Consider the following 22,680-nt stretch of genomic DNA (forward strand, 5'->3'; position numbering starts at 1 on the left):
AACGAATATTTACTCAAAACTTTAGCTATAACTAAATTTATTAATTAAAAGTTGGCTTCACCATAACTTTCTAAAGTTACTCTACTTTTTTCACACCCGCAAAATACCCATTCCCACCCAATAAAAACACCTCCAAATCATAAATTGATTATTCGGTCATAGGGGTAAAAGCTTTCTTGTTTGTCTTACTATTGAAACCACATCTCGGCTTGGTGCTGAGGTGAAAATGAAAAACTATTAAACATAAACCTAAAAAGACTCCCTCTCCATCTGGAGAGGGTTGGGGTGAGGTTGAAAATACAAAACATGAAAAAGTTAAAATTATTACTCCTATTGGCTGGCATGGCCTTACAATCTCATGCCCAAAACTTAACACAAACCCTCCGTGGAAACATAAAAGACATTGACGGAAAGTTTCCGCTCATAGGTGCCAATGTGGTCATTCTTGGCAGTAATCCTATACTAGGCACCACGGCAGATGTGGAGGGCAACTTCCGTTTTGATGATTTGCCCGTGGGCAGGTTTAACCTAAAACTCAGCTACGTGGGTTATGAAGAAAAAAACATCCCTAACATTACCCTTACTTCTGGCAAAGAGGTGGTACTGGAACTCGCCATGCAAGAGTCGCTTACTGAAATGCAAACTGTGGTGGTAAAAGCCACCAAAAACAAAGGCGATTTAAATAACGACATGTCTTTAATAAGTGCTCGCTCCGTAACCGTGGACGAAACCCAACGCTACGCTGGCTCTTTTAACGACCCCGCCCGTATGGTGTCTTCTTTTGCAGGAGTTACTGCAAATCCTGAAGGAAATAACGACATCGTGGTAAGAGGAAACTCGCCAAAATATGTGCAGTGGCGACTAGAAGGCGTAGAAATTCCTAATCCAAACCACTTTGGAGCATTAGGCGGAACAGGCGGCCCTATTAGTGCACTGAACAGTAATTTACTTGCCAACTCCGATTTTTACACAGGAGCTTTTTCACCCGAATATGGCGATGTGCTCTCTGGTGTTTTTGATGTAAAGTTTCGCTCAGGAAATAACGAAAAAAGAGAATACACCTTCGGCATAGGTGCTTTAGGCATAGACGCCACTTTAGAAGGACCTTTTAAGAAAGGCTACGCTGGCTCTTATTTGATAAACTACCGTTACTCTTCTTTGGCATTATTAGATGGAGTTGGTTTGGTAGATTTTGGCGGTGTGCCCAAATACCAAGATGCGGCTTTCAAAATCAATTTACCCACCAAAAAACTTGGAGCGTTTTCGCTTTTCGGCATGGGAGGTTTAAGCAGCATCACAGAAGACTATACCTACGACTTTAAAGACAATTTTAAAGAAAACCTGATTTTTGATGGCTCTGCCAATGGCACTTATGATAATAAAAACAACCTCTACACGGTTGGCCTAAATCATGTCTTCCCTTTTAATAATAACACGTTTTTAGAAACCACCGTGGCCTATTCGGGCAGTGGCATTGAAGAATCCGACTATGAAAGCAGTACGGGGATATTGACAGATTTGGAGGGTAATTTCCTTAGAGATACCACCTCAAACCAATACACCGACTATACCGGCAATTTAAAAAACAGCAGCATAAGAGTTGGCGTAAAACTGAGTACAAAAATCAACGCCAAAAACAAAATAGAAATAGGTACCAAATACATTTTAAACAGCAACGACTACCAAACGCAATACCCAGTAGACGACAGCAAAGTACTCTTTACCGCCATAGATTTCCATAAAAACATCAGCACCGCCAGAAGTTACGTAGCCTGGAAATACCGTATGAATGAGAAAATTACCTTTGTGTCCGGTCTTCATAATTTCTATGTGCCACTAACGGGCGAATCTTCATTAGAGCCACGTGTAAGTATGAAATGGCAGCTGCCAAATGCGTCTTCTATTAATGTGGGTTATGGCAAACACAGCACTATGGAGCACATTTCTAATTATTATGCCAAAGTGGAAGACCAAAACGGTGTAATTTCGGAGCCAAACAAAAACCTGAAACTCTTAAAAGCCAATCATTTTGTACTCGGTTATGAAAAGAAAATCACGCAAAGCCTGATGGGTAAACTAGAGCTGTACTACCAAGGTTTATACGACCTACCTGTAGAAAACGATAACACCAGTTATTACGCTACCATTAATGATACAGACGTTTTTGTAGACAAAGCCTTGGTAAACGCCGGAACGGGAAAAAATTATGGTGTGGAGCTTACTATTGAGCGTTTCTTTGTCAATAATTTCTACTATATGTTTACTTCTTCTATCTATAATTCTAAATACACTTCTTTAGAAAACATAGAAAGAAATACCCGTTTTAATGGCAATTACGCCTTTAATGCCTTACTCGGTAAAGAGTTTTTGAAACTTGGTAAAAAGCAGAATAAAACGCTGGCTTTTAACGCTAAATTCTTTTACACAGGTGCCAGAAAAATAATACCTTTACTAAGAGACGAAGCCGGAAATCTAAACGTGGATACCGTAAACGACAATTATTACGATTTCAGCAAAGCTTATCAAAATGGCTTGGACGATGTATTCCAAATAAACGCCTCGGTGAGTTTGAAAATAAACAAGCAGAAAACCACCCACGAGTTTTCTATAGATGTGTTGAATGCCAATAATACCAAGGCAAAACTCTACGAATATTATGACAATTCCGAACCAAACAACATTGGCTACGGAGAACCCTTATCCTTACTTCCTAATGTGGTTTATAGGGTTTACTTTTAGTAGTCAGGTGAGGGATACGTATATCTTTATACGTAACAACAAAAAAGCGGTTTGGGTGTACACCCAAACCGTTTTCATAATACAGAATAATGATTTTCTCCCTTCATTGAAGAGTCTCGTCATAGCGGACTCTACACTTTTTTACTTACTACTTTCTATCCCTGATATATGCCGCAGAGACCGTGAGCGGGACTCTGCTGAGGGGAAACTAAAGCTTACTTGGATGAATTAGATTCTAATTGTTAGGTATTATTTTCTATTCGTTTTAATATAATTCTCCAACCACCTCATCCTGACTCCTATTCCTTTTGTCGTAAAGCAAGGTCAATTTAGTCTCAAAAACTGGTGTAGCTATTTCAAACTCCCAATTCTCAGGAATTCCATTTAATTTTTCTTTTGATTGTTTTAAAAACTGATACCATCCTGAGGTGTCTTCATTAATTGTAAATACTTTACAATCATTGGTAAAAATGTCCAAATAGATATTATCTATCGTGTATAGATCTTTTTTGTATCCAAAAAGTGAAACCACATCAGTCCACTGATAATAAACATTTTGATTTCCTAAATTAGCTTCAAAACCATTTTGAGTGAATATAAATATTCCGTTATCATTGAATCTTCTTTCAAAATCAAGTCGCCCATACTCTTTGGCTATTTTACTTCCTGGTCTTAGAAACAGATTCTTTGGATTTAAAAGTGTGAATAGTCCATGTAAAAAACCAAAGCCAAAAAGAAACAATGTCGCCCAAAAAATAATAGGCTTATCGACTCTCAAATTTATCGTTAATGCCATCAATACAAATAGTCCTGAGATAATGGTTAAAGCTATTGTTTTCCAAATACTTTCAAAAATCAGATTTCTATTTTCAAAGTCTTTCAATTCCATTTCTTGAATTTACTTCCATTGAATGATACAAAAGCAATTTAACAGTTTTAAACCAACAAAACCGACTCCAAAACAACAAATTGATTATTCGGTAACTCACAAAAAACACTTTCTCCTAAACCCCAGAAAGAAACACAATCTTAGGCTTCAAAGCCTTAAACCAAGCCTGCGTTAGCAGCTCATGCCCGCTGTATGTGGGGTGAATGCCGTCCCAAATCCAATAGGCATAATCGGGTTTGTTTCCTTGCTCCATAAATACTTTTTGAAGGTCTATAAAAGTAGCTCCAAACTCGACTGCTAAAGCTTTGGAGGCTGCATGATATTCCATAAAAAGCGGTAACGCTGTATGATATGCCGCTCCCCAAGTATTGCCAACGGGCAGCAGAAAAGGCGACATGATAACCAGCATCAAATCTGGATATGCTTCCTTCGTTCTGCGAAGCAATGCCCTATAAACCTCCGCATAATTCTGTGGTGTATTGGCGATCTCTTTGGTCTTTAAATATTTATTGAAATCATTTATGCCTACTAAAACTGTCAAAACCTCAGGTTGTTGTACTAATACATCGGCATCCCAGCGTTTTTCTAGGTCCATAACCGTATTGCCGCTAACTCCCTTATTCACAAAAGAAAGTCCTTTCATAGGAAACTTAGCACCCAACCGCGTGGCTATACTAAACACATAACCATGCCCTAAAATATGATTCGGGTCCTCGCTTCTGCCTCTATTGCCATCTGTGATGCTATCGCCCATAAAAAGGAAACGTTTTGGGCTGTTTTTCACTATTTTGGGCAAAACCCATAAGCCAGCATTGGCGGCTAAAAAAGTTCTTCTGTTCATAAAAATCATTCTTTATGCTAAAATAGTTCTAATTCCTTCATGCCGTTTCCTTCACAATCTTTCTTCACAAAAACCGGCCAGTTTTCCTAATACACCAGATATTTGAACGGTTAAATCGATACAAACCAAAACTTCGGCCAATCCATCACTTATCATCAAGCTTTTTTGTATATTTAGTTACGAAAACTTTTTGAAATAATTAAATAGGTTAAGCATGAAAAACTTCCAAAATAGAGCACATAACGATAGCCCCAGCGTCGAAACACCAAAAATTCCGTCGGTTACGGAATACATGACGCCCATCAGCAGGCTTATTACCATTAAACAAGACACGCCCGTGCTGGAAGTACTTAAAACCTTGTTAGACAAAAGAATTACAGGAGCTCCTGTGGTAAACGAACAGGGTGATGTGGTAGGGTTGATTGATGATAAAGACTGCTTAAGTATTTTGCTCGGAAGTGCCTATTATAACCATCCGGTAGAAAAAGACACGGTGTCTGAATACATGTCAAATGTGATGAAAGACATCTCTATAGAAAACGATATTGTGGATGTGGCAAATACCTTTCTTACCACGCCATATAAACGACTTTTAGTGATGGATAATGAGGGCAAACTGGCTGGTCAAATTAGCCGTAGAGATATCTTGATGGCCATAAGAGACATGAACCAAAAAAAGTGGTAATTTCCATATGGTAGACCTAAAGTCCATCTCTTTATACCTCATGGCAGGTATTTATATTTTTGCAGGTGTTAGTCATTTCAGAAGCCCCAAGTTTTTCTTAAAAATCACCCCAAAGTGGGTACCCCAGCCCGAAAAAGTAAACCTTCTGGTCGGTTTCATTGAAATCTTCTTAGGAATAGCTCTTTTGTTTGAAGCTACACGCTCTTACGCGGCTGTGGGAATCATAGCCTTGCTCTTGGCTGTTTTTCCTGCCAACTTTTATCATTTTCAAAAAGCACGAGAAAAAGGAAAACTTGTCGTACCGACTTTAATAAGACTTCCTGTCCAATTTCTTTTGATTTACTGGGCATATAGTTTTATTTAGGCACTATTGGCGACCGCAAAAAAAAGAAACAAAATAAATTCAATATATCGGCCTGTACTGTTTGAACACAAGCAAAATTCTCTGGTAATGATATAATTTCATATCTCATTTTTTATCAAAATTTTGAATGTGTGAGTTTACAGGCTGCAGTTTTTTTTGACGGTCGGCCGCTGCCGTTCGTTTTTTTTTCGAACGGTGCGGCGATCCGCAAAAATGAATGCGGGCGGCAAGCCTCCCCACTGGAAAGTGAACCGAGAATAAGGTAGGGGACATTTTTGAGCTTTAAGAAAATTAGCTATTCATGCTGTCATTGACCTATTTTTAACCACTTTTAAATTTATTAGGACGACAGTATTTAAAAACCATGAAAAGAAGAAATTTCCTAAACGCATCTGCTCTAGGTGCTGGAGCCGTATTTTTAAGCTCTTGCGAAACTGGTGCAAGCTCCGTGGATGGACTAAAATCTTTAGTTGATGATATCCAGCCTATCACGGATGAAGAAAGAACCGCCAGAATAACAAAGGCTCAAAAGCTCATGCAAGAGCAAGGCATTTCTGCTTTATTATTAGATGCTGGAACTTCGCTCAAATACTTCACAGGCATTTATTGGTGGCCTAGCGAAAGACCGATGGTGGTTTTAATTCCAGCCAAGGGTGCATTATCATTTATATGCCCTGGTTTTGAAGAAAACCGACTTCGCGAAATGCTTTCAGAAAGCACCAAAGTATATGCATGGCAAGAGGATGAAAGTCCGTACCAAAAAATAGCCGAAGCTATTGAGAAATCAGGAATTTCAAAAGGAAAAATAGGCATAGAAGAAAGCGTAAGATTCTTCATTTTTAATGGTGTCAAAGAAGCCGCTCCACATTTAGAGTTTGTCAGTGGAGATGCCATTACCATTCCATGTCGAATGATAAAATCAGTTTCGGAAATACTGCTGATGCAAAAAGCGACCGAAATCACCATCGCTGCCATCAAAATAGGATTTAAAAGCTTAAAAGAAGGATGTACGCCAGCCACATTCTCAGAAGCCGTAGCCGCAGCACATACCAAAATGGGGGCAAGTCATGAATTTGCTTCTTGTAACTTTGGTGAAGCATCTGCTTTTCCACATGGTTCTGGTAGACCTCAAATACTGAAAAAGGGAGATGTAGTTTTGGTAGACTGTGGCTGCACCGTAGAAAGTTATAATTCGGACATAAGCCGTACCATAGTTTTTGGAGCCTCCCCTACGGCTCGTCAGCAAGAGATTTGGGACTTAGAGAAAAAAGCTCAGGCCGCAGGTTTTGCTGCCGCTCAAATAGGCAAGAAACTCCATGAGGTAGACGCCGCTGCCAGAAAAGTGATTACAGACGCAGGCTTTGGTCCAGCATATCAATTACCCGGCTTACCACACAGAACAGGGCATGGCATAGGCATGGATGGCCACGAATGGGGTAATGCCGTCAAAGGAAATGAGACCATCATAGAAGCAGGCATGTGTTTTAGCATAGAACCCACCATTGCTATTTTAGGGGAATTTGGCTTTCGTTTAGAAGATTGTGTTTTCATGAGCGATGATGGTCCAAAATGGTTTTCAAAGCCAAGCCCTTCTATTAAAGAGCCGTTTGATTAATATGCTATTTATAGACTTCTTAAGGATAACCTGAGTATATTGATTTTGGCATTCATGCGTATGAATACCGAATATTAGTCGCTAAAATTTAACATATCAAAATCATGAAAAAAGAAGTACAAAGAGGAGCACAATCAAATTCTATTTATGGCCTTGGCTGCATTGGTGCTGTAATCTATTTCCTAACTACCGCTACAAGTTTCACGATGGGTGTGGTGGGCGTTTTAAAAGCTGTGGTATGGCCAGCCTATTTTGTTTACGAAGCTTTTAAAAGTTTTGGAATTTAATCATCAGTATTAATGTCAATCAACTTTTTCTCGGCATAATTTTTCTACCTAAAAATTGACAGAAAAAAAACAGATGAAATTCTCACTAAATTATCAACTCTTGACGATTGCTACTTAATTAGCAGACCCTAATTATACCTATCCTTTAAATAAAATACAATCGTATATTTATGTATTCCATGGTATAAATTATTATTTGCAAAAAACACAAACTTGCTATGAAAAAAAATACATCTTTACTTTTAGCTACAATATTATTTGCCAGTTTTCTAACGAAAGCCCAAAATGTAACCATTACCCCATCAGGTATTACCCCAACCATGTCGGGTACCTATCCTCGGCTTTCTTACGATGCCATAAATGCTCTTCCTAGCCCACAAGAGGGCGATATCGCTTATGACCTTACCTTTTCTTGCCTAAGGGTGTACAATGGGGTTAACTGGTTTTGTAACCAAGGTATTTCTGACCCTACCCCAAACATAGCAGCCATAATTACTGCAGGAGGTACCACCGAGGACGAAGGATCTGCCGTCGCCGTTGATGCCAGCGGTAATATTTTTATAACAGGAAATTATAGAGGTACCGCCAACTTTGGAGGAATTTCAAAAAACTCACTTGGGTATTCTGATGTCTATGTGGCTAAATACAATAGATCTGGGGTTATCCAATGGGTGCAGACCGCTAATGGCCCTGGATATAATTTTGGGTTGGATATTGCTGTTGATGCTAGTGGAAATGTGTTTGTAGCAGGGGCTTTTGAAGATGATGTAACTTTTGATACAAGCACAAAAAGTTCGGCAGGTGGGTATGATATTTTTGTGGCTAAATACAATAATTCTGGAGTTTTTCAATGGGTGCAAACCGCCGGAGGATCTGTGCGTGATCTTGCCAAAGGAATAGCAATTGATCCCAGTGGCGATGTGTATATTACAGGTGAATATAGTGGAACTGCATCCTTTAGTGGAACACCAAGAACGTCTTCAGGAGGTTCTTCTGACATATTTATAGCTAAATACAGTAATTCTGGAACTTTTCAGTGGGTACAGACAGCAGGAGGAACAGGATCAGACGTAAGCGAGGGAATCGCGATTGATGCCTATGGAAAGTTGTTTATAACGGGTCAATTTAGTGGATCTTTTTACTTTAACGCACACTTGGTAACCTCGGCTGGGTTTAGCGATATTTTTGTGGCTAAATACGACCCGACTGTAAACTTATGGTTATGGGCGAAATCCGCAGGTAGCTCACATTATGATGCTAGTGAGGACATTTCCCTTGATGCTAGTGGAAATGTTTTTATAACAGGTTATTTTATTGGATCTGCCAACTTTAGTGGAACTCCAAAAATATCTGCTGGTAGTTATGATTACTTTGTGGCTAAATACGCTTCTAGTTTGGGTGATTTGCAATGGGTTCAAACTGGGGGTGGACCTGGTGCTGAACAAGGTAACGGTATTAAGGTTGATGCTAGTGGAGACCTATTTATTACAGGATATTTTAACAATACTGCTATATTCGGCGGAACTTCAAAAACCTCGGCAGGAAGTAATGATATCTTCGTAACCAAATACAGTAATTCTGGGGATTTTCAATGGGTAACAACCGCAGGTGGAACTAATTCTGATATTGGATATGGCATTGCTGTGGATGCCAATAAGAATATTTATGCTACAGGTAGATTTGCAGGAACTGCCAATTTTGGGGTAAAACCCAAAACATCAGCTGGTGCTACTGATATTTTTGTAACAAGGATACAAGAGTAAGCAAAACGATTAAAACAGAATTAGGAATTCAATTACCAGCCTGAATCCGAAAATAAACATCCGTCTTAATTTAAACAACTTTTTTCGGCCTTCATTTGTTCTACCATAGAATTGATAGAAAAGACAAATGAAGCTAAACATTGATAATACTTTCATAAATGAACTTCCAGCGGATACCGAATTAGAAGTATTTCCTCGTCAAGTTTCAGAGGCTTCCTTTTCCTTTGTGAAACCTAGGATTCCAAGTGAACCAAAACTTCTACATTATTCCGCCGAAATGGCCAATGAATTGGGTATTTCTAAATCAGATGCTGAGTCAACTGAATTTATTGAATTAGTCTCAGGAGCAAAGGTTTATGACAATACCAAACCCTACGCCATGTGCTACGGCGGGCATCAATTTGGACATTGGGCGGGACAATTAGGCGACGGACGAGCAATCAATCTTTTTGAAGTTGTACAAAACAATAAGCGTTGGGCATTACAGCTAAAAGGCTCTGGCCTTACCCCCTATTCCAGAACTGCGGACGGTTTAGCCGTCTTAAGGTCGTCTGTTAGAGAGCATTTATGCAGCGAAGCCATGTTTCATTTGGGCGTGCCTACCACACGTTCGCTTTCTTTGGCCTTAACAGGCGACCAAGTTTTAAGAGATGTGCAGTATAACGGAAACCCTGCCTACGAAAAAGGAGCCGTGGTTTGCCGAGTAGCCCCTAGTTTTATTCGCTTCGGTAACTTTCAGATTTTAACTGCTAGACAAGACCGTAAAAACTTACGCTTGCTGATGAATTATACCATTCGCCATTTCTTCCCAGACATTAAAGAAAACACAAAAGAAGGCTATATCCAATTTTTTAAAAAAGTAAGTGAAGACACCCTGAAAATGGTCATGGACTGGCAGCGAGTAGGTTTTGTTCACGGTGTAATGAACACCGACAACATGTCGATTCTGGGACTCACTATAGATTTTGGACCTTATGGATGGCTGGAAGGGTACGACAGAAACTGGACGCCAAACACCACCGACAGCCAGCACAGAAGATATAGATTTGGACAACAGCCAAACGTAGCTTTATGGAATTTGGCTCAACTAGGAAGTGCTCTAAACCTGATTATTGATGATGTGCCTGCTTTAGAAAATATCCTGAACGAGTATCAGGATTCATTTACTTTAGCATATCAAAAAATGATGCGAGACAAGCTGGGATTCAATTCAGAAGAGGACACCGACGAGCTATTATTTCAAGATTTAGAAAAAACGCTTCATCTCACAGAAACAGATATGACCATTTTCTACAGAAACTTGGCCAATTTCAAAAAGGATGAAACTCTTGCAGACAATAGCACAGCCTTAGACTTTATAAAAGACGCCTTTTATTCGCCCGAAGAGCTGAAGGACGAAACATTACAAGGATGGCTAAACTGGCTAAAATCATATCAAACCAGACTCCTAAAAGAGGATACAAGCGACGAAGCCAGGAAAACAAAAATGAATACTGTTAATCCTAAATATGTATTGCGTAATTACATGTCGCAGCTAGCCATAGACGCTGCAGACAATGGCGATTACAGTTTAATAAGTGAACTACACGAACTCCTAAAAAAACCATACGACAACCAACCAGAAAACGAAAAATGGTTCGCCAAAAGACCCGAATGGGCAAGAAACAAGGTAGGCTGTTCTATGCTTTCGTGTAGTTCGTAAAAGAGAAAATTCCTTGTATCCAAGAAAGTTATTTGTCACAATTTTGGCTTTTAGTGGCCAAGATTCCGCCAAATGCGTTGCTGTGGTATCTAAATTCAAGACGGGTTACACCCGTCTCTATTAATATTATATCTAATTCATGCTAAATTAAATAAATCCTTATATCCAAAATACTGTGTGAAGAATGGTCGAAATTTCAACATACTCAGCTAAATACATTGACTAAACTTAAATTTCGAGTGTTCAAGTTTATTTTGGGAAATGGTTTTTGCCTCGTTTTGGCCGAAACCAAAATGAGGGTCCGTCTGGCAAGACAGCGAAGAGCAAGATTTAGGAAATAATAAAACTAAACTATTTACTAAATCAACATCTAATCCGTCATTATCATCTAAGAAACGTTTGTCACGATTTTGGCATTAAAGGCCAAAATCACGCCAAACAAAAAGCAAATTGACCTTTTACGAGGGGTTTCACCCCTCGCTACCGACGTATCGCTCCTACGGAGCTAAGACAGAGAAATAACATACAGAACAAAAAACATATAAAATAATCAATACGAACATTTCAAAACCAAAAACTGTTTACCAACCATGGAATTAGGAATAGATAGTTTTGCGGCAGCACCAGCAGATAAAAGTGTTTCATCAGCTCAGGCAATGGGTGAACTCATTGACAGAATGGTCTTTGCAGACCAAATGGGATTAAATGTTTTTGGTATTGGCCAGCATTACCGAAAAGACTTTCTAGATTCTGCCCCGAGCATGATATTGGCGGCAGCCGCAGCTAGAACAGAAAACATCATTTTAACCTCCGCTGTAACTGTTTTGAGTTCGTCTGACCCGGTAAGAGAGTTTCAAAACTACGCGACACTAGATTTAATATCACAAGGCAGAGCAGAGATGGTGGTAGGCCGTGGATCATTTATAGAGTCATTTCCACTTTTCGGTTTTCGACTTGACGATTACGACGATCTTTTTGCTGAGAAGCTGGAATTGCTCCTACAAATTCGTGATAATGAAACCGTGACATGGAAGGGACAGTTTAGAGCTCAGCTGCACAAACAATCTGTTTACCCAAGACCGATGCAAGAGAAATTGCCTATCTGGTTGGGTGTGGGTGGCACGCCTGCATCTTTTAAACGTGCAGGGCATTTAGGTTTACCACTTATGGTGGCTATTATTGGCGGAGAAACACACCGTTTTCGACCTTTGATAGACGCTTACAGAAAAGCAGGTGCAGAAGCAGGTCACTCTCCTGAAACCTTGAAAGTGGGCATTCATTCTTTGGGTTATGTCGGTAAAACAGCTGATATCGCTATTGACACTTATTACCCAGGTTATGCCAAAATGTTTACAGAAATAGGGAAAGAGCGTGGCTGGCCGCCGGTAACCAAAGAGCGATTTGATGCCCAAAATAGCCATTTTGGTTCTATGGTAGTAGGAAACCCTGAAGAAGTAGCAGAAAAAATATTACGACATAGCGAAGCTCTTGGTGGTATCAGCAGATTTACTTTCCAGATGGATGCTGGCATGAATCACGAACAGCTCATGTCTGCCATTGAATTGATAGGAAAAGAGGTAATTCCTTTGGTGAATAAGGCTTAAGAATCTTTCTTCTTTGGTTTCTTCTTTTTAGTGGCTTTTGCGAGGGGATTAAAAGCGAGCATCTTATCTACCCAATAAGATAAATCTTCTTCAGAATCCATACCTAAGGGTGTCACAAAAACATAACCCTTCATTGGCCTGCCAGTGAAATCCATAGGTAAGACATTTTCCTTTTTAATCTCTGTCTCATACGCTTCCTCCCCTATTCTAGCCATCAAAAGACTATCGCCAAATTTCTTGTCGATATGAATACCACAGAGCATTTTATCATCCACTTTAAAGCATAGTCCACCCATCATTTTCATTTCTTCAAAATGGGTTTGCTTCTCCTTTAAACTTTGTCTGATTCTGTCTGCTAGGTATTCGTCGTATGCCATATCGATTATAAATTAATAGGAGTAAATATAATCAATTCCGAATTGCTGCCCCAGAGAGGCATAATTTTGATAGCAAGGGGTAAAATCCGTTGCTATCAAATTGAAGTTGTCATTTATTTGTCACAAAATTAAGCGAGTCTCACCTTCCTAACCAAGACTCATTTCATCTAAAACTCCCACCTATAATTTAGCATCGGAATCATACCTAATTGACTTTTCCGAACCACTTTCCTTTGGAAAACATCATAATAATCAAAAGCCACATTTTCATAATTAGCCACATTCTGAATATCTAAAGAGAGCATGGTATTATATTTCTTCTTCGACTTTTTAAGATATACTCTAATGTCAGGTCTAAAATAATCTGGAAGGCGTTCTGTTAGGTTTTGGGTATAATCAAACACTGTCTTTCCTTGAGCTGCAGAAGCCGCTAAATCTATCTCATAATTTCTGAAACCACCCATCCATACTACTCTCACGTTCGCTCCAACCATACGTTCCTTTTTCAAATCCCACTCCTTTCCTACTGTCAGATTGACAATATGATTTCCGCTAAATCTGGTCTCATAATATTGACCATCGGCTGCTTCAAACTCCGATTTATAGAGCGTGCCGTTTATCAAAGCAAAAAGACCCTTATCCAGATATTTTTGGTAACCCACTTCTAAACCATAATTCCTTCCCTTGCCGTTTTGATTCAAATCGAATGGAATAATAAAATCACTCAAATTCAAGCCTGATAAAAAGTTATTTCTACTTCCCAATCTTGGGCTCAAGGCATTGGATAGGGCTTGATAATAAACTTCTGTTTTTATAGAAGACGAACTATTAAGCTGTGTTTCTTCACTTAACACAACGTGATGAGCCAAAATAGGTTTGATATCTGCCACTTGGTCGTTTAGCCAAGGTGAATTGAGTTGAGAATGAAAACCGTATGCGAGATTTATATCATTTTTAGCATTTATTTTGTAGCCAAAAGCCGCTCTAGGTTCTAAAGTAGTGGTCTGGGTAAGAATATAATTTAGATTATGTAAACCTAAAACCAAGTTTCCTGATCTACCAATATTGGTGTTCCACTGTACAAATGGCTCTATCACCAATGAAGTATATTCGCCTGCATATGTATTCTGACGCGACAATACGGAATCTTGAGAATACGTAGCATAAACACCACCCTTTAAGCTGCTAGCACCATTAACTCTATGGCTTAAAATACTAGAAAATGACAATTTGCTAGACTGCATAACATCCTCTAGTGGTATTACATTGATAATGGCATCCACACCTGCATCTTGTAATCTTTCATTTTTAAGCCCAGAATAAACCAAGGCGTTCTTCCATAAATAAGTACCCTTAAAATGCTTGGAATGTGTAACTCCTGCAGCAGCCATTTTACCTTTATAATTGATATTATACTGATCTTTTTCAAATTCTGGACCATTACCATCTTCATCGTCAAAAGCAAAATCGTTAGAATTTATCCCACCCATACCAAAGATGGTAAAGTCGCCCATTTTCTTATTTGGAAAACTAAGATTAACCGCTAAATCTTGAAATTTGATGGTTTCACCTCCAAAAGACAAGCCACCTAGAGCCAAAAGCCCTGTGAAAGAATAGCGATAATTAACCAAATAACTACTTCCAATTTTCTTATTGAGAGGTCCTTCGGAAGCTAAATCTACGCCAATTAAACCCACCTGTGCGGTATGCTCATATTCCTTATTATTCCCTTTGCGAAGTCGCATATCCATAATTCCTGAAAGAGCATTTCCGTATTCGGCAGGAAAAGCTCCTGTTAAGAAATTAGTATTGCCCATCATTTGTGCAGAAACCATAATGACGCCTCCGGCATTTGAGGTTGCTTGGTCAGAAAAAGTACCTGCATTGGCGGTGTGGTTTGGATTCACTATTTCCATACCTTCAAGTCGCCACTGCAAACCCGTTGGGTTATTACCTCTTATGCTTATACCATTGGCTTGGTCGTTTGCATTTGCCACGCCAGGAAAAGCTAGAGCCAGACGAGCAGGGTCAAAAAACGTGGCTGGGAAACGCATCACTTGCTCTACCGTTATACTTTGCAAACTGGTTTTAGCTCCAGATAAGTTTGGACTAGCAGCCGTAATGGTAATCCCGTCCAAATCTCTGGTAGCTTCTTCCAATAAAATGGAAAGTACTATTTCTTTATTGGCTGTTAAGGCCAATTCTTTTACCACTTGTTTGGTGTAACCTACCATAGAAATTTCCAATTCCAAACGACCCACAGGGACATTATCCAGAATAAAAGAGCCGTCTTCCTTAGTTGTCGTTTGAAACTTAGACCCCACTACGCTGACCGTAGCTCTTCCCAAAGGGGCTTCCGTCAATAAGTCTTTCACTGTTCCTCGGAGTACGTTAGTCTGCTGAGCAGACAATATTTGAGCTGCAAAAACAGCTGCAAAAAATAAAATAAACTTTTTCAAATTGATAATTTCTAATGAATCTAAAACGCTTTAACCTAATTTAGATTTCAAAGTTACATCATATTCAAAAACCACCTATCCTATTCTGTATAAAAACGGCTTTTGATTTTTTATAAGCCCGTTTTATGGAGATATTTAATGCTACTATGTCGCTATATAAAATCTACGGTTCTTCTGCTGGTTCAGGTAAAACTTTTACGCTGACCAAAACTTATTTGCAACTTGTTCTATCTTCTTCAAGTCCGAATTATTTCAAACAAATACTCGCCATTACTTTCACCAATGATGCTGCCTCAGAAATGAAAAGCAGGATTATTGAAACCTTGAAAGAACTGGCAGGATCTGAGGAAGAAATGTCTTCTAAAACCAAGGTCACTTTAGCCGCTTTGAAAGAAGATTTGCCAGAGCTGCATCCCCAGCAAATACAACAAAGAGCAAAAGCCGCCTTTGAGCAAATCCTCCAAGACTATGCAGATTTCAACGTCAAAACCATTGACAGCTTTGTGAATCAATTGGTGAGCTCGTTTTCTTTGGATTTGGGCTTGCCTTATAATTATGAAGTGGTTTTAGACAAAGACCCTTTACTGTTAAAGGCCGCTGAAAGAGTTTTTGATAAGATAGGTTTAGCCGGAGAAGAGCATCTCACAGATTTGATAGAGAACTTTGCCCAAGAGCAGGCAGAAGATGGGAAAAACTGGCAAATGCTGTTGCCCAATCTTGCCAAATTTGCCGGTAACCTTTTCGACGACCAATATTATAATATCATTCAAAAAAACGATAAGCTCAATTATTCCGATTACTTAAGTGTAAAAAAACAGGTTAACAAATACCTTAAAGTAACCCAAAACACTTTCGTACTGATAGGCAGGCATGGTATTGATATTTTAGAGAAAGCAGGCTTAAGTATTGAAGACTTTGCTTACGGAAAATCTGGATTTGCCTCAATTTTTATATACGCAGCTGATGCAGAAAGTAAAGTACTAAACGACCTTTGGGAACCTACAAACAGAATGAAGGATGCCGTAGAAAATGACAAGTGGTATTCTAAGGGTTTAGGGACAGATAAGAAGGCGGCGATTGATGCGGTAGCGTCTGAATTAAGCACTTGGTTTAATCAACTCATCCACTTTTTAAATAAAGAAAAGCCAAAATACCTTCTTCTGAAAGAAGTAAGAAACAACCTAGACAATCTGGCACTGCTAGGAGAAGTAAAAGAAGAGTTTGGTAAAATACTGATGGAAAACGAACTCGCCTATATCACGGATTTCAATAGACGTATCAATAAAATAGTGGCAGACGAGCCCGTTCCTTACATTTTTGAAAGACTAGGCGAGAAGTATAACCACATTCTGATTGACGAATTTCAAGACACCTCAGATGTTCAGTATTTCAATTTACTACCACTCATAGAAAATGCCCTGTCCAAAAACCATTTCAATATGCTGGTAGGTGACCCTAAACAGTCTATCTACAGATGGCGTGGTGGTAAAGTGGAGCTCATGATTCATGTGCTCAATAAAAATACAGACGCACTAAAGGCAAACGAATTATTATCTGACAACCAAAGATTTTCTGTGGACTACACCACTGCCATGGTACAGAAAGAGAACCTTCAAAAGAACTTTAGAAGTAAGAAAGAGGTGGTGGAGTTCAATAATGATTTTTTCACCAAACTAGCCGACAATTCCCCCGAAGAAATCATAAAACTGGCTTTTGAAAATAAAACGCAAGAGACCCATGGCGGCACCAAATCTGGCGGACATATTGAGATAACGCTGATAGAAGACCAAAAAGATCAAGAGCCGATAGACGAAACCGCATGGACGCTGGCTCAAATAGAAATCAGAATTAAAGAAGCTTTGGCTGCCGGGTATTCTTATGAAGACATGGCCATTCTGTGCAGAAAAAAAGGCCCACAAGCAGCCGTAATAGCGGAGCATTTAATGACAGAAGGCTATGAAATCATTTCAGCTGATTCTTTATTGTTGAAAAACAAAATGGGCATTTCTCTTTTGATAAGTATGCTTAAGGTCTACCAAGACCCTAAAAGCATCACCAACCATTCTGAGGCTATTTTGATTTTTCACAGATATAAAGGATTAAAATTCCCTACGGATATAGATTTTAAAGATAAAGAGCTCAGCTGCTGGACCTTCTTAGCAAACCAAGGCATTAGCTTTGAGCAAGAAGTTTTAGGTGCTTTTGGAATTTACCAGTTGACCGAGTCCTTTGTAAACAAACTGGGCATGTTTGAAGACAAAGCCTTGTTGCCATACATTTTCGCTTTCTTCGATATTGTACAAAATCACATTAAAACCTCGGGAAACAGCCTTTCAGAGTTTTTACAGGTTTGGGAACAATCTAAAAACAGTTACGCGGTAAGCGTTTCAAAACCTGGAGCCATCACGGTTTCTACCATCCATAAATCTAAGGGTTTGGAGTATCCTGTAGTAATAGTACCTTTTGCCAATTGGTCTACCACGCCTAATAACTATTCTAGTCTCTGGGTAGATTTAGAGGGTTTACCTTACGACGAGCTCAACACCGGAACCAGTGTATTAAATGCAGCCCCGCTGAAATACAAAAAAACGCTTGAGGCCACTTTAATAAATGAGCAATATCTGCGAGAACTAGAATTCACAAAACTGGAAGCTCTAAACATATTATATGTGGCGTTTACCAGACCCGTGGACAGGCTTTATGTTTTGGCGGCCAAACCAAAAAGAAACCCGAATACTGTCTATCAATATTTAGAGGACTTTGTAGGTCTAAGCATTTCTCCATCTGCCGAATCTAAACACGTATTAGCAGAAGGCGAACCCAATAGCGAGCCAAAAAATACCATAGAAGCCGATGATAATTATGTTTTAAATACGATTAATAGTCGTGAAAACCTGGGCAGATTAAAGCTCAAATCTAATCTAGATAAGGTTTTCAATGAATTGAACCAACGCGACCAAGGAAACCTTATTCATACTTTATTCTCTGAAATAGGAACAGCCACAGATCTGGACCAAGCCATTCAAAAAATGCAATTTGATGGTCTTATTCTGGAAATAGAAAAAGAAGAACTTAAAAAGGAGGCTCAGAAGATCCTTGAAAATCCTTTGCTAAAACATCTTTATTCTGGCGATATCAGAGTCGAAAACGAAAGAGATATTTTGGTAAAAAATGCGGATATCAGCAGACCAGACCGTGTGGTGTATCAAGAAAACAAGGTCACCATTATAGATTATAAAACGGGTAAAAAGCAAAACACGCATACAACCCAGATAAAGCACTACGGCGAATTATACCACCAAATGGGTTACGACGATGTGGAGCTGTTGTTGATTTATTTGAATCCTGTGGAGATTGTAAGGGTTTAGATTTTCGATTTTCAAAAGCCGTACTTGTTGTGAATCATTCAATTTTGACCAAAATAGTCCGAAATTAAAACAAGTGCAAACACCTTACAGCTTAAAGCCAACAGCCAATAACAAAGACTAAAAGCCAATAGCATACTGCAAAAGGCTAAAAAACTGTAAATTTGCCAAAATCCGTGATAATTCTCCCAACATCAGACATCGAACAACAGACATCAAGAAAACATTGAACTTCAAAGAACATCTTTTACAATTTCCCATTTTCACCACCCTTGGAAAAGCTGCCGACGAGCTTGATTTAGAAACCTATGTCATCGGTGGCTACGTGAGAGACCTCATTTTGCAGCGACCAAACAAAGATATAGATGTGGTTTGTATAGGCAGCGGCATAGCTCTTGCCACCAAAGTAGCGGAGGCCCTTGGTCCAGACACACATCTGAACGTTTTTAAAAATTTTGGTACGGCTCAAATCCCTTTTGGAGATTTTGATTTGGAGTTTGTGGGAGCTAGAAGAGAGTCTTACAGAAGTGACTCCAGAAAGCCAAGCGTAGAAGATGGGACCCTAGAAGACGACCAAAACCGCAGAGATTTCACCATCAATGCCATGGGTATTTCGCTGAACAAAAAGACTTTTGGGAAGCTGATAGATCCTTTTGATGGTTTGGGCGATATTGAAAGAAAAATACTTAAAACACCATTAGAGCCAGGCATTACTTTTTCTGACGACCCACTTCGCATGATGCGTGCGATTAGATTTGCTACGCAATTAAACTTTGATATAGATACCGAGACTTTTGAGGCCATCGCCTCCATGAAAGACCGTATCAGCATAGTTTCTCAAGAAAGGATAACAGACGAGCTGAATAAGATTATCATGACTCCTGTGCCGTCTTACGGCTTTAAACTGCTTTATAATACGGGGTTGCTTAAAATCATTTTCCCAGAAATGGAAGCCCTACAAGGCGTGGATGTAATTGATGGCAAAAAACATAAAGATAACTTTTATCATACCCTTCAGGTATTGGATAATATCTGCCCTAATACCAACAGCCTGTGGGTACGTTGGGCGGCTATTTTGCATGATATAGCTAAACCTCCGACCAAGCGTTTCAATAAAAAAGTGGGTTGGACTTTTCATGGACATGAAGACTTGGGAGCCCGCTGGGTCAAAGGAATCTTCAAACGCATGCGACTGCCGCTTGATGGTAAAATGCGTTCTGTCAAAAACTTGGTAAAGCTACATCTCAGACCCATCGCATTGGCTAAAGAAGGTGTCACAGACTCGGCCTTACGTCGCATACTTTTTGAAGCTGGCGAAGACCTTGAAGACCTCATGAAACTCTGCCGTGCAGATATCACCTCTAAAGACGCTAACCGCGTAAAACGCTATCTGAAGAACTTCGACAAAGTAGAGGAGTTGCTCATGGAGCTAGAGGAGAAAGACAAACTAAGAAACTTCCAACCTGTTATCACAGGTGAAATTATTATGGCGGCTTTTGGTTTACCACCATCTAAAGAAGTAGGCGTACTCAAAGTGGCGGTACGTGAAGCCGTACTAGAAGGCGATGTACCAAACGAACTAGAGGCTGGTTTTGATTTCATCACGGAAGAAGGCAAGAAAATGGGCTTTCAGCTGGATAAGACTTTGGAAGAGGTTTTGGAGGCCGTAAAGAAAGAGGTTTCTGAATAAGCAAAACATTTATTACTCATTGGTTTTACCTCGCTCTTTTAGGAATACCATTTGATGATTTTAGGTTTTATAGGGGTATCGCTTAAACTAAGTTATTGGAGCTTTTATGATAATCAATTAAAACTCAAATTCACAAGCTTTACAATAATGCTTAGACCTGTTGCTTAAAGATTCCCAAAAGCCTAATTTTTCAATATAAGTATCTTCATTTCCGCAGTTTGGACATTCCTTTAGAGTGCCCTCATAATCTTTCCCTTTGATTTGAACTTCCTTACCAAAATCACTTTCAATTCTATTATCATCAATTTCCTTAAGAATAGCCTTCGCTGCTTCTAAGTCCTTTTCCCGCACCTGAAGTTTAATACCACCTATGGCGTTTGAAACAACTGGATCGGCAGACACCGTTTTTTGGTCTTTTAAGAAATAATAAAGCCCAGCATCCTTAAAACGAGGCTCATAAAGCATCGTTTCAGAATCGTAATAAAAGGTCTTTATCGTAATTAATGGTTCGTTCATAATCTTAGTTTAATTTAATAAAATGGGCAATTTAGTTCTGAGAAGCTATTCAAAAATACCCCTACCCTAAAATCCCAATCCCAACGCCACAGGAAAGACATTTCTTTTTTATGCAGAACTCATTATAAAGTTCAATGCTCCCTTGGCTATCAAACATGGTTTTGGTTTCTAAATCTAAGCTATTCCAAAACTTGGTGATTTTGTTTTTCTCAGCGGGAATTTCTTCTAAAAAAGCTAAGGCTTTTTCTATCAATTCATGATTATCTATTTGTTTGGCGTAAGCTACCAAAACAGGGACAGCAGTATTGATAATTAAATTATGAATAGACGAAACGCCAATTCCCTTAAAGTCACGGCTATTTTCTTTACCAAAATGGTAGTGCTTTAGCCAATATTCAGAAGGCCTGGCTTCGAAGAATTTTACCAAAGTTTTGAAATCAGGACTATCTATTAAAGAAGAAAAAAGACTTTTAGTCTGCGTCAATAAAACGGCAATTTGACTTAGTCGAACTGTCGGGAAATTAGCAGGTCTAGTCCGCATAAATCTCCATAACGAAGGTTCTATTGTTTCGTCTGCTATTCCATGCTTAACGGCCAAGAAGTCAAACTCCGCTTTCAGTTTATGCCCATATTCGTCCAACTCCCCTTCCAGAAAACCTGCCATACCAAAAAGCAAAGCCTCTGTTTGAAAAATGGAGTTGGCATATTTCCTTAGCAGTTTAAAAGGTAGTTTTTCCGCCAAACTTAGAAATGCCTCATTATTGAGTTTAAAACCAAAGTTTCTAAGTAAGATTTGATACGAAACCTCCTCCCAATCATTCCCAAGTTGCTCAAATCGCTGCGTGACCTCCGTTCCTTTCCTTTGCATACGCTGCATTAGAGCATTCTCTACCATAGAAAATTTCTTAATATCCGGCACTTCCCTGAATTGGCTGAAACAAGGAATTTCGTCTTGTCCGTTTATCAAACTTTGGTATTGATGCAGCAGTGCTATCTCTGTGATTGCCTTTAAGACTAAAGTAGGAATTGGCTTTCCGGCAGTATTTAGAATATCCACATCATGCTCCCACACCACATGTAATATCACATTTTCGTAAGCAGGGTCATGTTGATGTTTATGAAGATTCCAGTCGGAAGATTTTATATGAATCTCTACACTTCCTGCCCACTCTACCTCCGCTATTTTCACCCGTGCCTCTTTAAAGTCGGGGCCAGAATCTGTATTATGAAAGCCCGTTTTAAGCACGGTTACCTGCTCATCATTCTCGGTTTTCAAATTAACCTTTTTGAATTTTTGATATTGCCAGAGATAGTGAAGGAAGTCTTCTTTCATTGGGTGGAGTCTTGATTATTAGCCTTATAAATATAATGAATTCCTTATAAAGGAATAGTATATTCTTTGATTCCTTGACTCCGTCAAAAAACTTCATCATGTAGAATCAAGTGATAAACTTCCTCAAATCCTTTTCTTTGTTGCCCATTCCTAGCGGGAATTCATTTTTCAAAAAATCAAGCAAAAAGTAGCACCACGCAAACTCACACATTCAAAATTGACCTCTTCAATTTGAAAATAACCTTGGTAGTAGGATTTTGACTGTGCTCATGCAGTACATGGCTTTATAAGGTTGTATTAAATAATTTTATAATAAATATTCAACTTCTCCAAAATACTGTTTGAAGTATTATTGATTTTTTGACCACCCCAATTACATTTATTTGGGATTTACCTACCAACAAAATCAATAGTACAAGTTTATTTTGGAAATGTTTTTTCGGTTCCTTTT

Annotated in this window: 16 protein-coding genes; 10 read left to right on the plus strand and 6 right to left on the minus strand. The window is 39.1% G+C overall.

From position 1 onward, the window contains the following. Window positions 1-306: 306 nt before the first annotated feature. A complete protein-coding gene (locus tag ACSBFT_RS13480) occupies window positions 307-2,739 on the plus strand; it encodes a TonB-dependent receptor (protein WP_489601029.1) in 2,433 nt (810 codons plus the stop codon). 265 nt (window positions 2,740-3,004) lie between these two features. On the opposite strand, the gene ACSBFT_RS13485 is transcribed toward ACSBFT_RS13480, so the two are convergent. Both ACSBFT_RS13485 and ACSBFT_RS13490 read right to left on the minus strand, forming a co-directional pair. After that, window positions 3,005-3,628 (minus strand): hypothetical protein, encoded by a 624-nt coding sequence (locus ACSBFT_RS13485; protein ID WP_489601030.1) that lies wholly within the window; start codon window positions 3,626-3,628, stop codon window positions 3,005-3,007. A 115-nt stretch (window positions 3,629-3,743) separates the two neighbouring features. Next, window positions 3,744-4,469 (minus strand): SGNH/GDSL hydrolase family protein, encoded by a 726-nt coding sequence (locus ACSBFT_RS13490; RefSeq protein WP_489601031.1) that lies wholly within the window; start codon window positions 4,467-4,469, stop codon window positions 3,744-3,746. 214 nt (window positions 4,470-4,683) lie between these two features. On the opposite strand from ACSBFT_RS13490, the gene ACSBFT_RS13495 reads away from it, so the two are divergent. From ACSBFT_RS13495 to ACSBFT_RS13525, 7 genes are all read left to right on the plus strand, one after another. After that, window positions 4,684-5,154 carry a CBS domain-containing protein gene (locus tag ACSBFT_RS13495; protein WP_489601032.1) on the plus strand — a complete coding sequence of 157 codons (471 nt, stop codon included), beginning with the start codon at window positions 4,684-4,686 and terminating at the stop codon, window positions 5,152-5,154. Between the two features lie 7 nt (window positions 5,155-5,161). Next, window positions 5,162-5,518 carry a DoxX family protein gene (locus ACSBFT_RS13500; RefSeq protein WP_489601033.1) on the plus strand — a complete coding sequence of 119 codons (357 nt, stop codon included), beginning with the start codon at window positions 5,162-5,164 and terminating at the stop codon, window positions 5,516-5,518. 364 nt (window positions 5,519-5,882) lie between these two features. Beyond that, complete coding sequence (locus tag ACSBFT_RS13505) at window positions 5,883-7,133, plus strand: M24 family metallopeptidase (protein WP_489601034.1); 1,251 nt, start codon at window positions 5,883-5,885, stop codon at window positions 7,131-7,133. 104 nt (window positions 7,134-7,237) lie between these two features. Further along, complete coding sequence (locus ACSBFT_RS13510) at window positions 7,238-7,420, plus strand: hypothetical protein (RefSeq protein WP_463047368.1); 183 nt, start codon at window positions 7,238-7,240, stop codon at window positions 7,418-7,420. Between the two features lie 218 nt (window positions 7,421-7,638). Further along, window positions 7,639-9,183, plus strand: coding sequence for an SBBP repeat-containing protein (locus ACSBFT_RS13515; protein WP_489601035.1), 1,545 nt, complete (start codon window positions 7,639-7,641; stop codon window positions 9,181-9,183). A 127-nt stretch (window positions 9,184-9,310) separates the two neighbouring features. Beyond that, complete coding sequence (locus ACSBFT_RS13520; RefSeq protein ID WP_489601036.1) at window positions 9,311-10,885, plus strand: protein adenylyltransferase SelO; 1,575 nt, start codon at window positions 9,311-9,313, stop codon at window positions 10,883-10,885. 590 nt (window positions 10,886-11,475) lie between these two features. Further along, window positions 11,476-12,489 (plus strand): LLM class flavin-dependent oxidoreductase, encoded by a 1,014-nt coding sequence (locus ACSBFT_RS13525; protein WP_489601037.1) that lies wholly within the window; start codon window positions 11,476-11,478, stop codon window positions 12,487-12,489. Here the strand turns inward: ACSBFT_RS13525 and ACSBFT_RS13530 are convergent. Both ACSBFT_RS13530 and ACSBFT_RS13535 read right to left on the minus strand, forming a co-directional pair. Next, window positions 12,486-12,866 (minus strand): TfoX/Sxy family protein, encoded by a 381-nt coding sequence (locus ACSBFT_RS13530; RefSeq protein WP_489601038.1) that lies wholly within the window; start codon window positions 12,864-12,866, stop codon window positions 12,486-12,488. The genes ACSBFT_RS13525 and ACSBFT_RS13530 overlap by 4 nt on opposite strands. A 167-nt stretch (window positions 12,867-13,033) precedes the next feature. Next, the gene (locus ACSBFT_RS13535; RefSeq protein ID WP_489601039.1) at window positions 13,034-15,325 is read right to left on the minus strand and encodes a TonB-dependent receptor; all 2,292 of its coding nucleotides are present in this window, start codon (window positions 15,323-15,325) and stop codon (window positions 13,034-13,036) included. Window positions 15,326-15,450: 125 nt separating this feature from the next. Here ACSBFT_RS13535 and ACSBFT_RS13540 point away from each other — a divergent pair, with 125 nt between their 5' ends. Together ACSBFT_RS13540 and ACSBFT_RS13545 are read left to right on the plus strand one after the other, a co-directional pair. Further along, window positions 15,451-18,693: a UvrD-helicase domain-containing protein gene (locus ACSBFT_RS13540; RefSeq protein WP_489601040.1), complete on the plus strand. Its 3,243-nt coding sequence runs from the start codon at window positions 15,451-15,453 to the stop codon at window positions 18,691-18,693. 223 nt (window positions 18,694-18,916) lie between these two features. Continuing rightward, window positions 18,917-20,380 carry a CCA tRNA nucleotidyltransferase gene (locus tag ACSBFT_RS13545; protein ID WP_489601041.1) on the plus strand — a complete coding sequence of 488 codons (1,464 nt, stop codon included), beginning with the start codon at window positions 18,917-18,919 and terminating at the stop codon, window positions 20,378-20,380. Between the two features lie 117 nt (window positions 20,381-20,497). On the opposite strand, the gene ACSBFT_RS13550 is transcribed toward ACSBFT_RS13545, so the two are convergent. Then, window positions 20,498-20,896 (minus strand): putative signal transducing protein, encoded by a 399-nt coding sequence (locus ACSBFT_RS13550; RefSeq protein WP_463047360.1) that lies wholly within the window; start codon window positions 20,894-20,896, stop codon window positions 20,498-20,500. Between the two features lie 61 nt (window positions 20,897-20,957). Beyond that, entirely contained in the window at window positions 20,958-22,229 is a 1,272-nt protein-coding gene (locus ACSBFT_RS13555; protein WP_489601042.1) for a DUF2851 family protein, read from the minus strand. Between the last annotated feature and the right edge of the window lie 451 nt (window positions 22,230-22,680).

The organism is Arcticibacterium sp. SM2516 (assembly GCF_057914865.1).

Excerpts from the sequence above, each read along its gene's own strand:
- ACSBFT_RS13485 (WP_489601030.1), bottom strand. The coding sequence starts at position 3,628 with ATGGAATTGAAAGACTTTGAAAATAGAAATCTGATTTTTGAAAGTATT.
- ACSBFT_RS13505 (WP_489601034.1), top strand. The coding sequence starts at position 5,883 with ATGAAAAGAAGAAATTTCCTAAACGCATCTGCTCTAGGTGCTGGAGCC.
- ACSBFT_RS13530 (WP_489601038.1), bottom strand. The coding sequence starts at position 12,866 with ATGGCATACGACGAATACCTAGCAGACAGAATCAGACAAAGTTTAAAG.
- ACSBFT_RS13540 (WP_489601040.1), top strand. The coding sequence starts at position 15,451 with ATGGAGATATTTAATGCTACTATGTCGCTATATAAAATCTACGGTTCT.
- ACSBFT_RS13510 (WP_463047368.1), top strand. The coding sequence starts at position 7,238 with ATGAAAAAAGAAGTACAAAGAGGAGCACAATCAAATTCTATTTATGGC.
- ACSBFT_RS13520 (WP_489601036.1), top strand. The coding sequence starts at position 9,311 with ATGAAGCTAAACATTGATAATACTTTCATAAATGAACTTCCAGCGGAT.
- ACSBFT_RS13515 (WP_489601035.1), top strand. The coding sequence starts at position 7,639 with ATGAAAAAAAATACATCTTTACTTTTAGCTACAATATTATTTGCCAGT.
- ACSBFT_RS13495 (WP_489601032.1), top strand. The coding sequence starts at position 4,684 with ATGAAAAACTTCCAAAATAGAGCACATAACGATAGCCCCAGCGTCGAA.
- ACSBFT_RS13500 (WP_489601033.1), top strand. The coding sequence starts at position 5,162 with ATGGTAGACCTAAAGTCCATCTCTTTATACCTCATGGCAGGTATTTAT.
- ACSBFT_RS13480 (WP_489601029.1), top strand. The coding sequence starts at position 307 with ATGAAAAAGTTAAAATTATTACTCCTATTGGCTGGCATGGCCTTACAA.
- ACSBFT_RS13490 (WP_489601031.1), bottom strand. The coding sequence starts at position 4,469 with ATGAACAGAAGAACTTTTTTAGCCGCCAATGCTGGCTTATGGGTTTTG.
- ACSBFT_RS13555 (WP_489601042.1), bottom strand. The coding sequence starts at position 22,229 with ATGAAAGAAGACTTCCTTCACTATCTCTGGCAATATCAAAAATTCAAA.
- ACSBFT_RS13525 (WP_489601037.1), top strand. The coding sequence starts at position 11,476 with ATGGAATTAGGAATAGATAGTTTTGCGGCAGCACCAGCAGATAAAAGT.
- ACSBFT_RS13550 (WP_463047360.1), bottom strand. The coding sequence starts at position 20,896 with ATGAACGAACCATTAATTACGATAAAGACCTTTTATTACGATTCTGAA.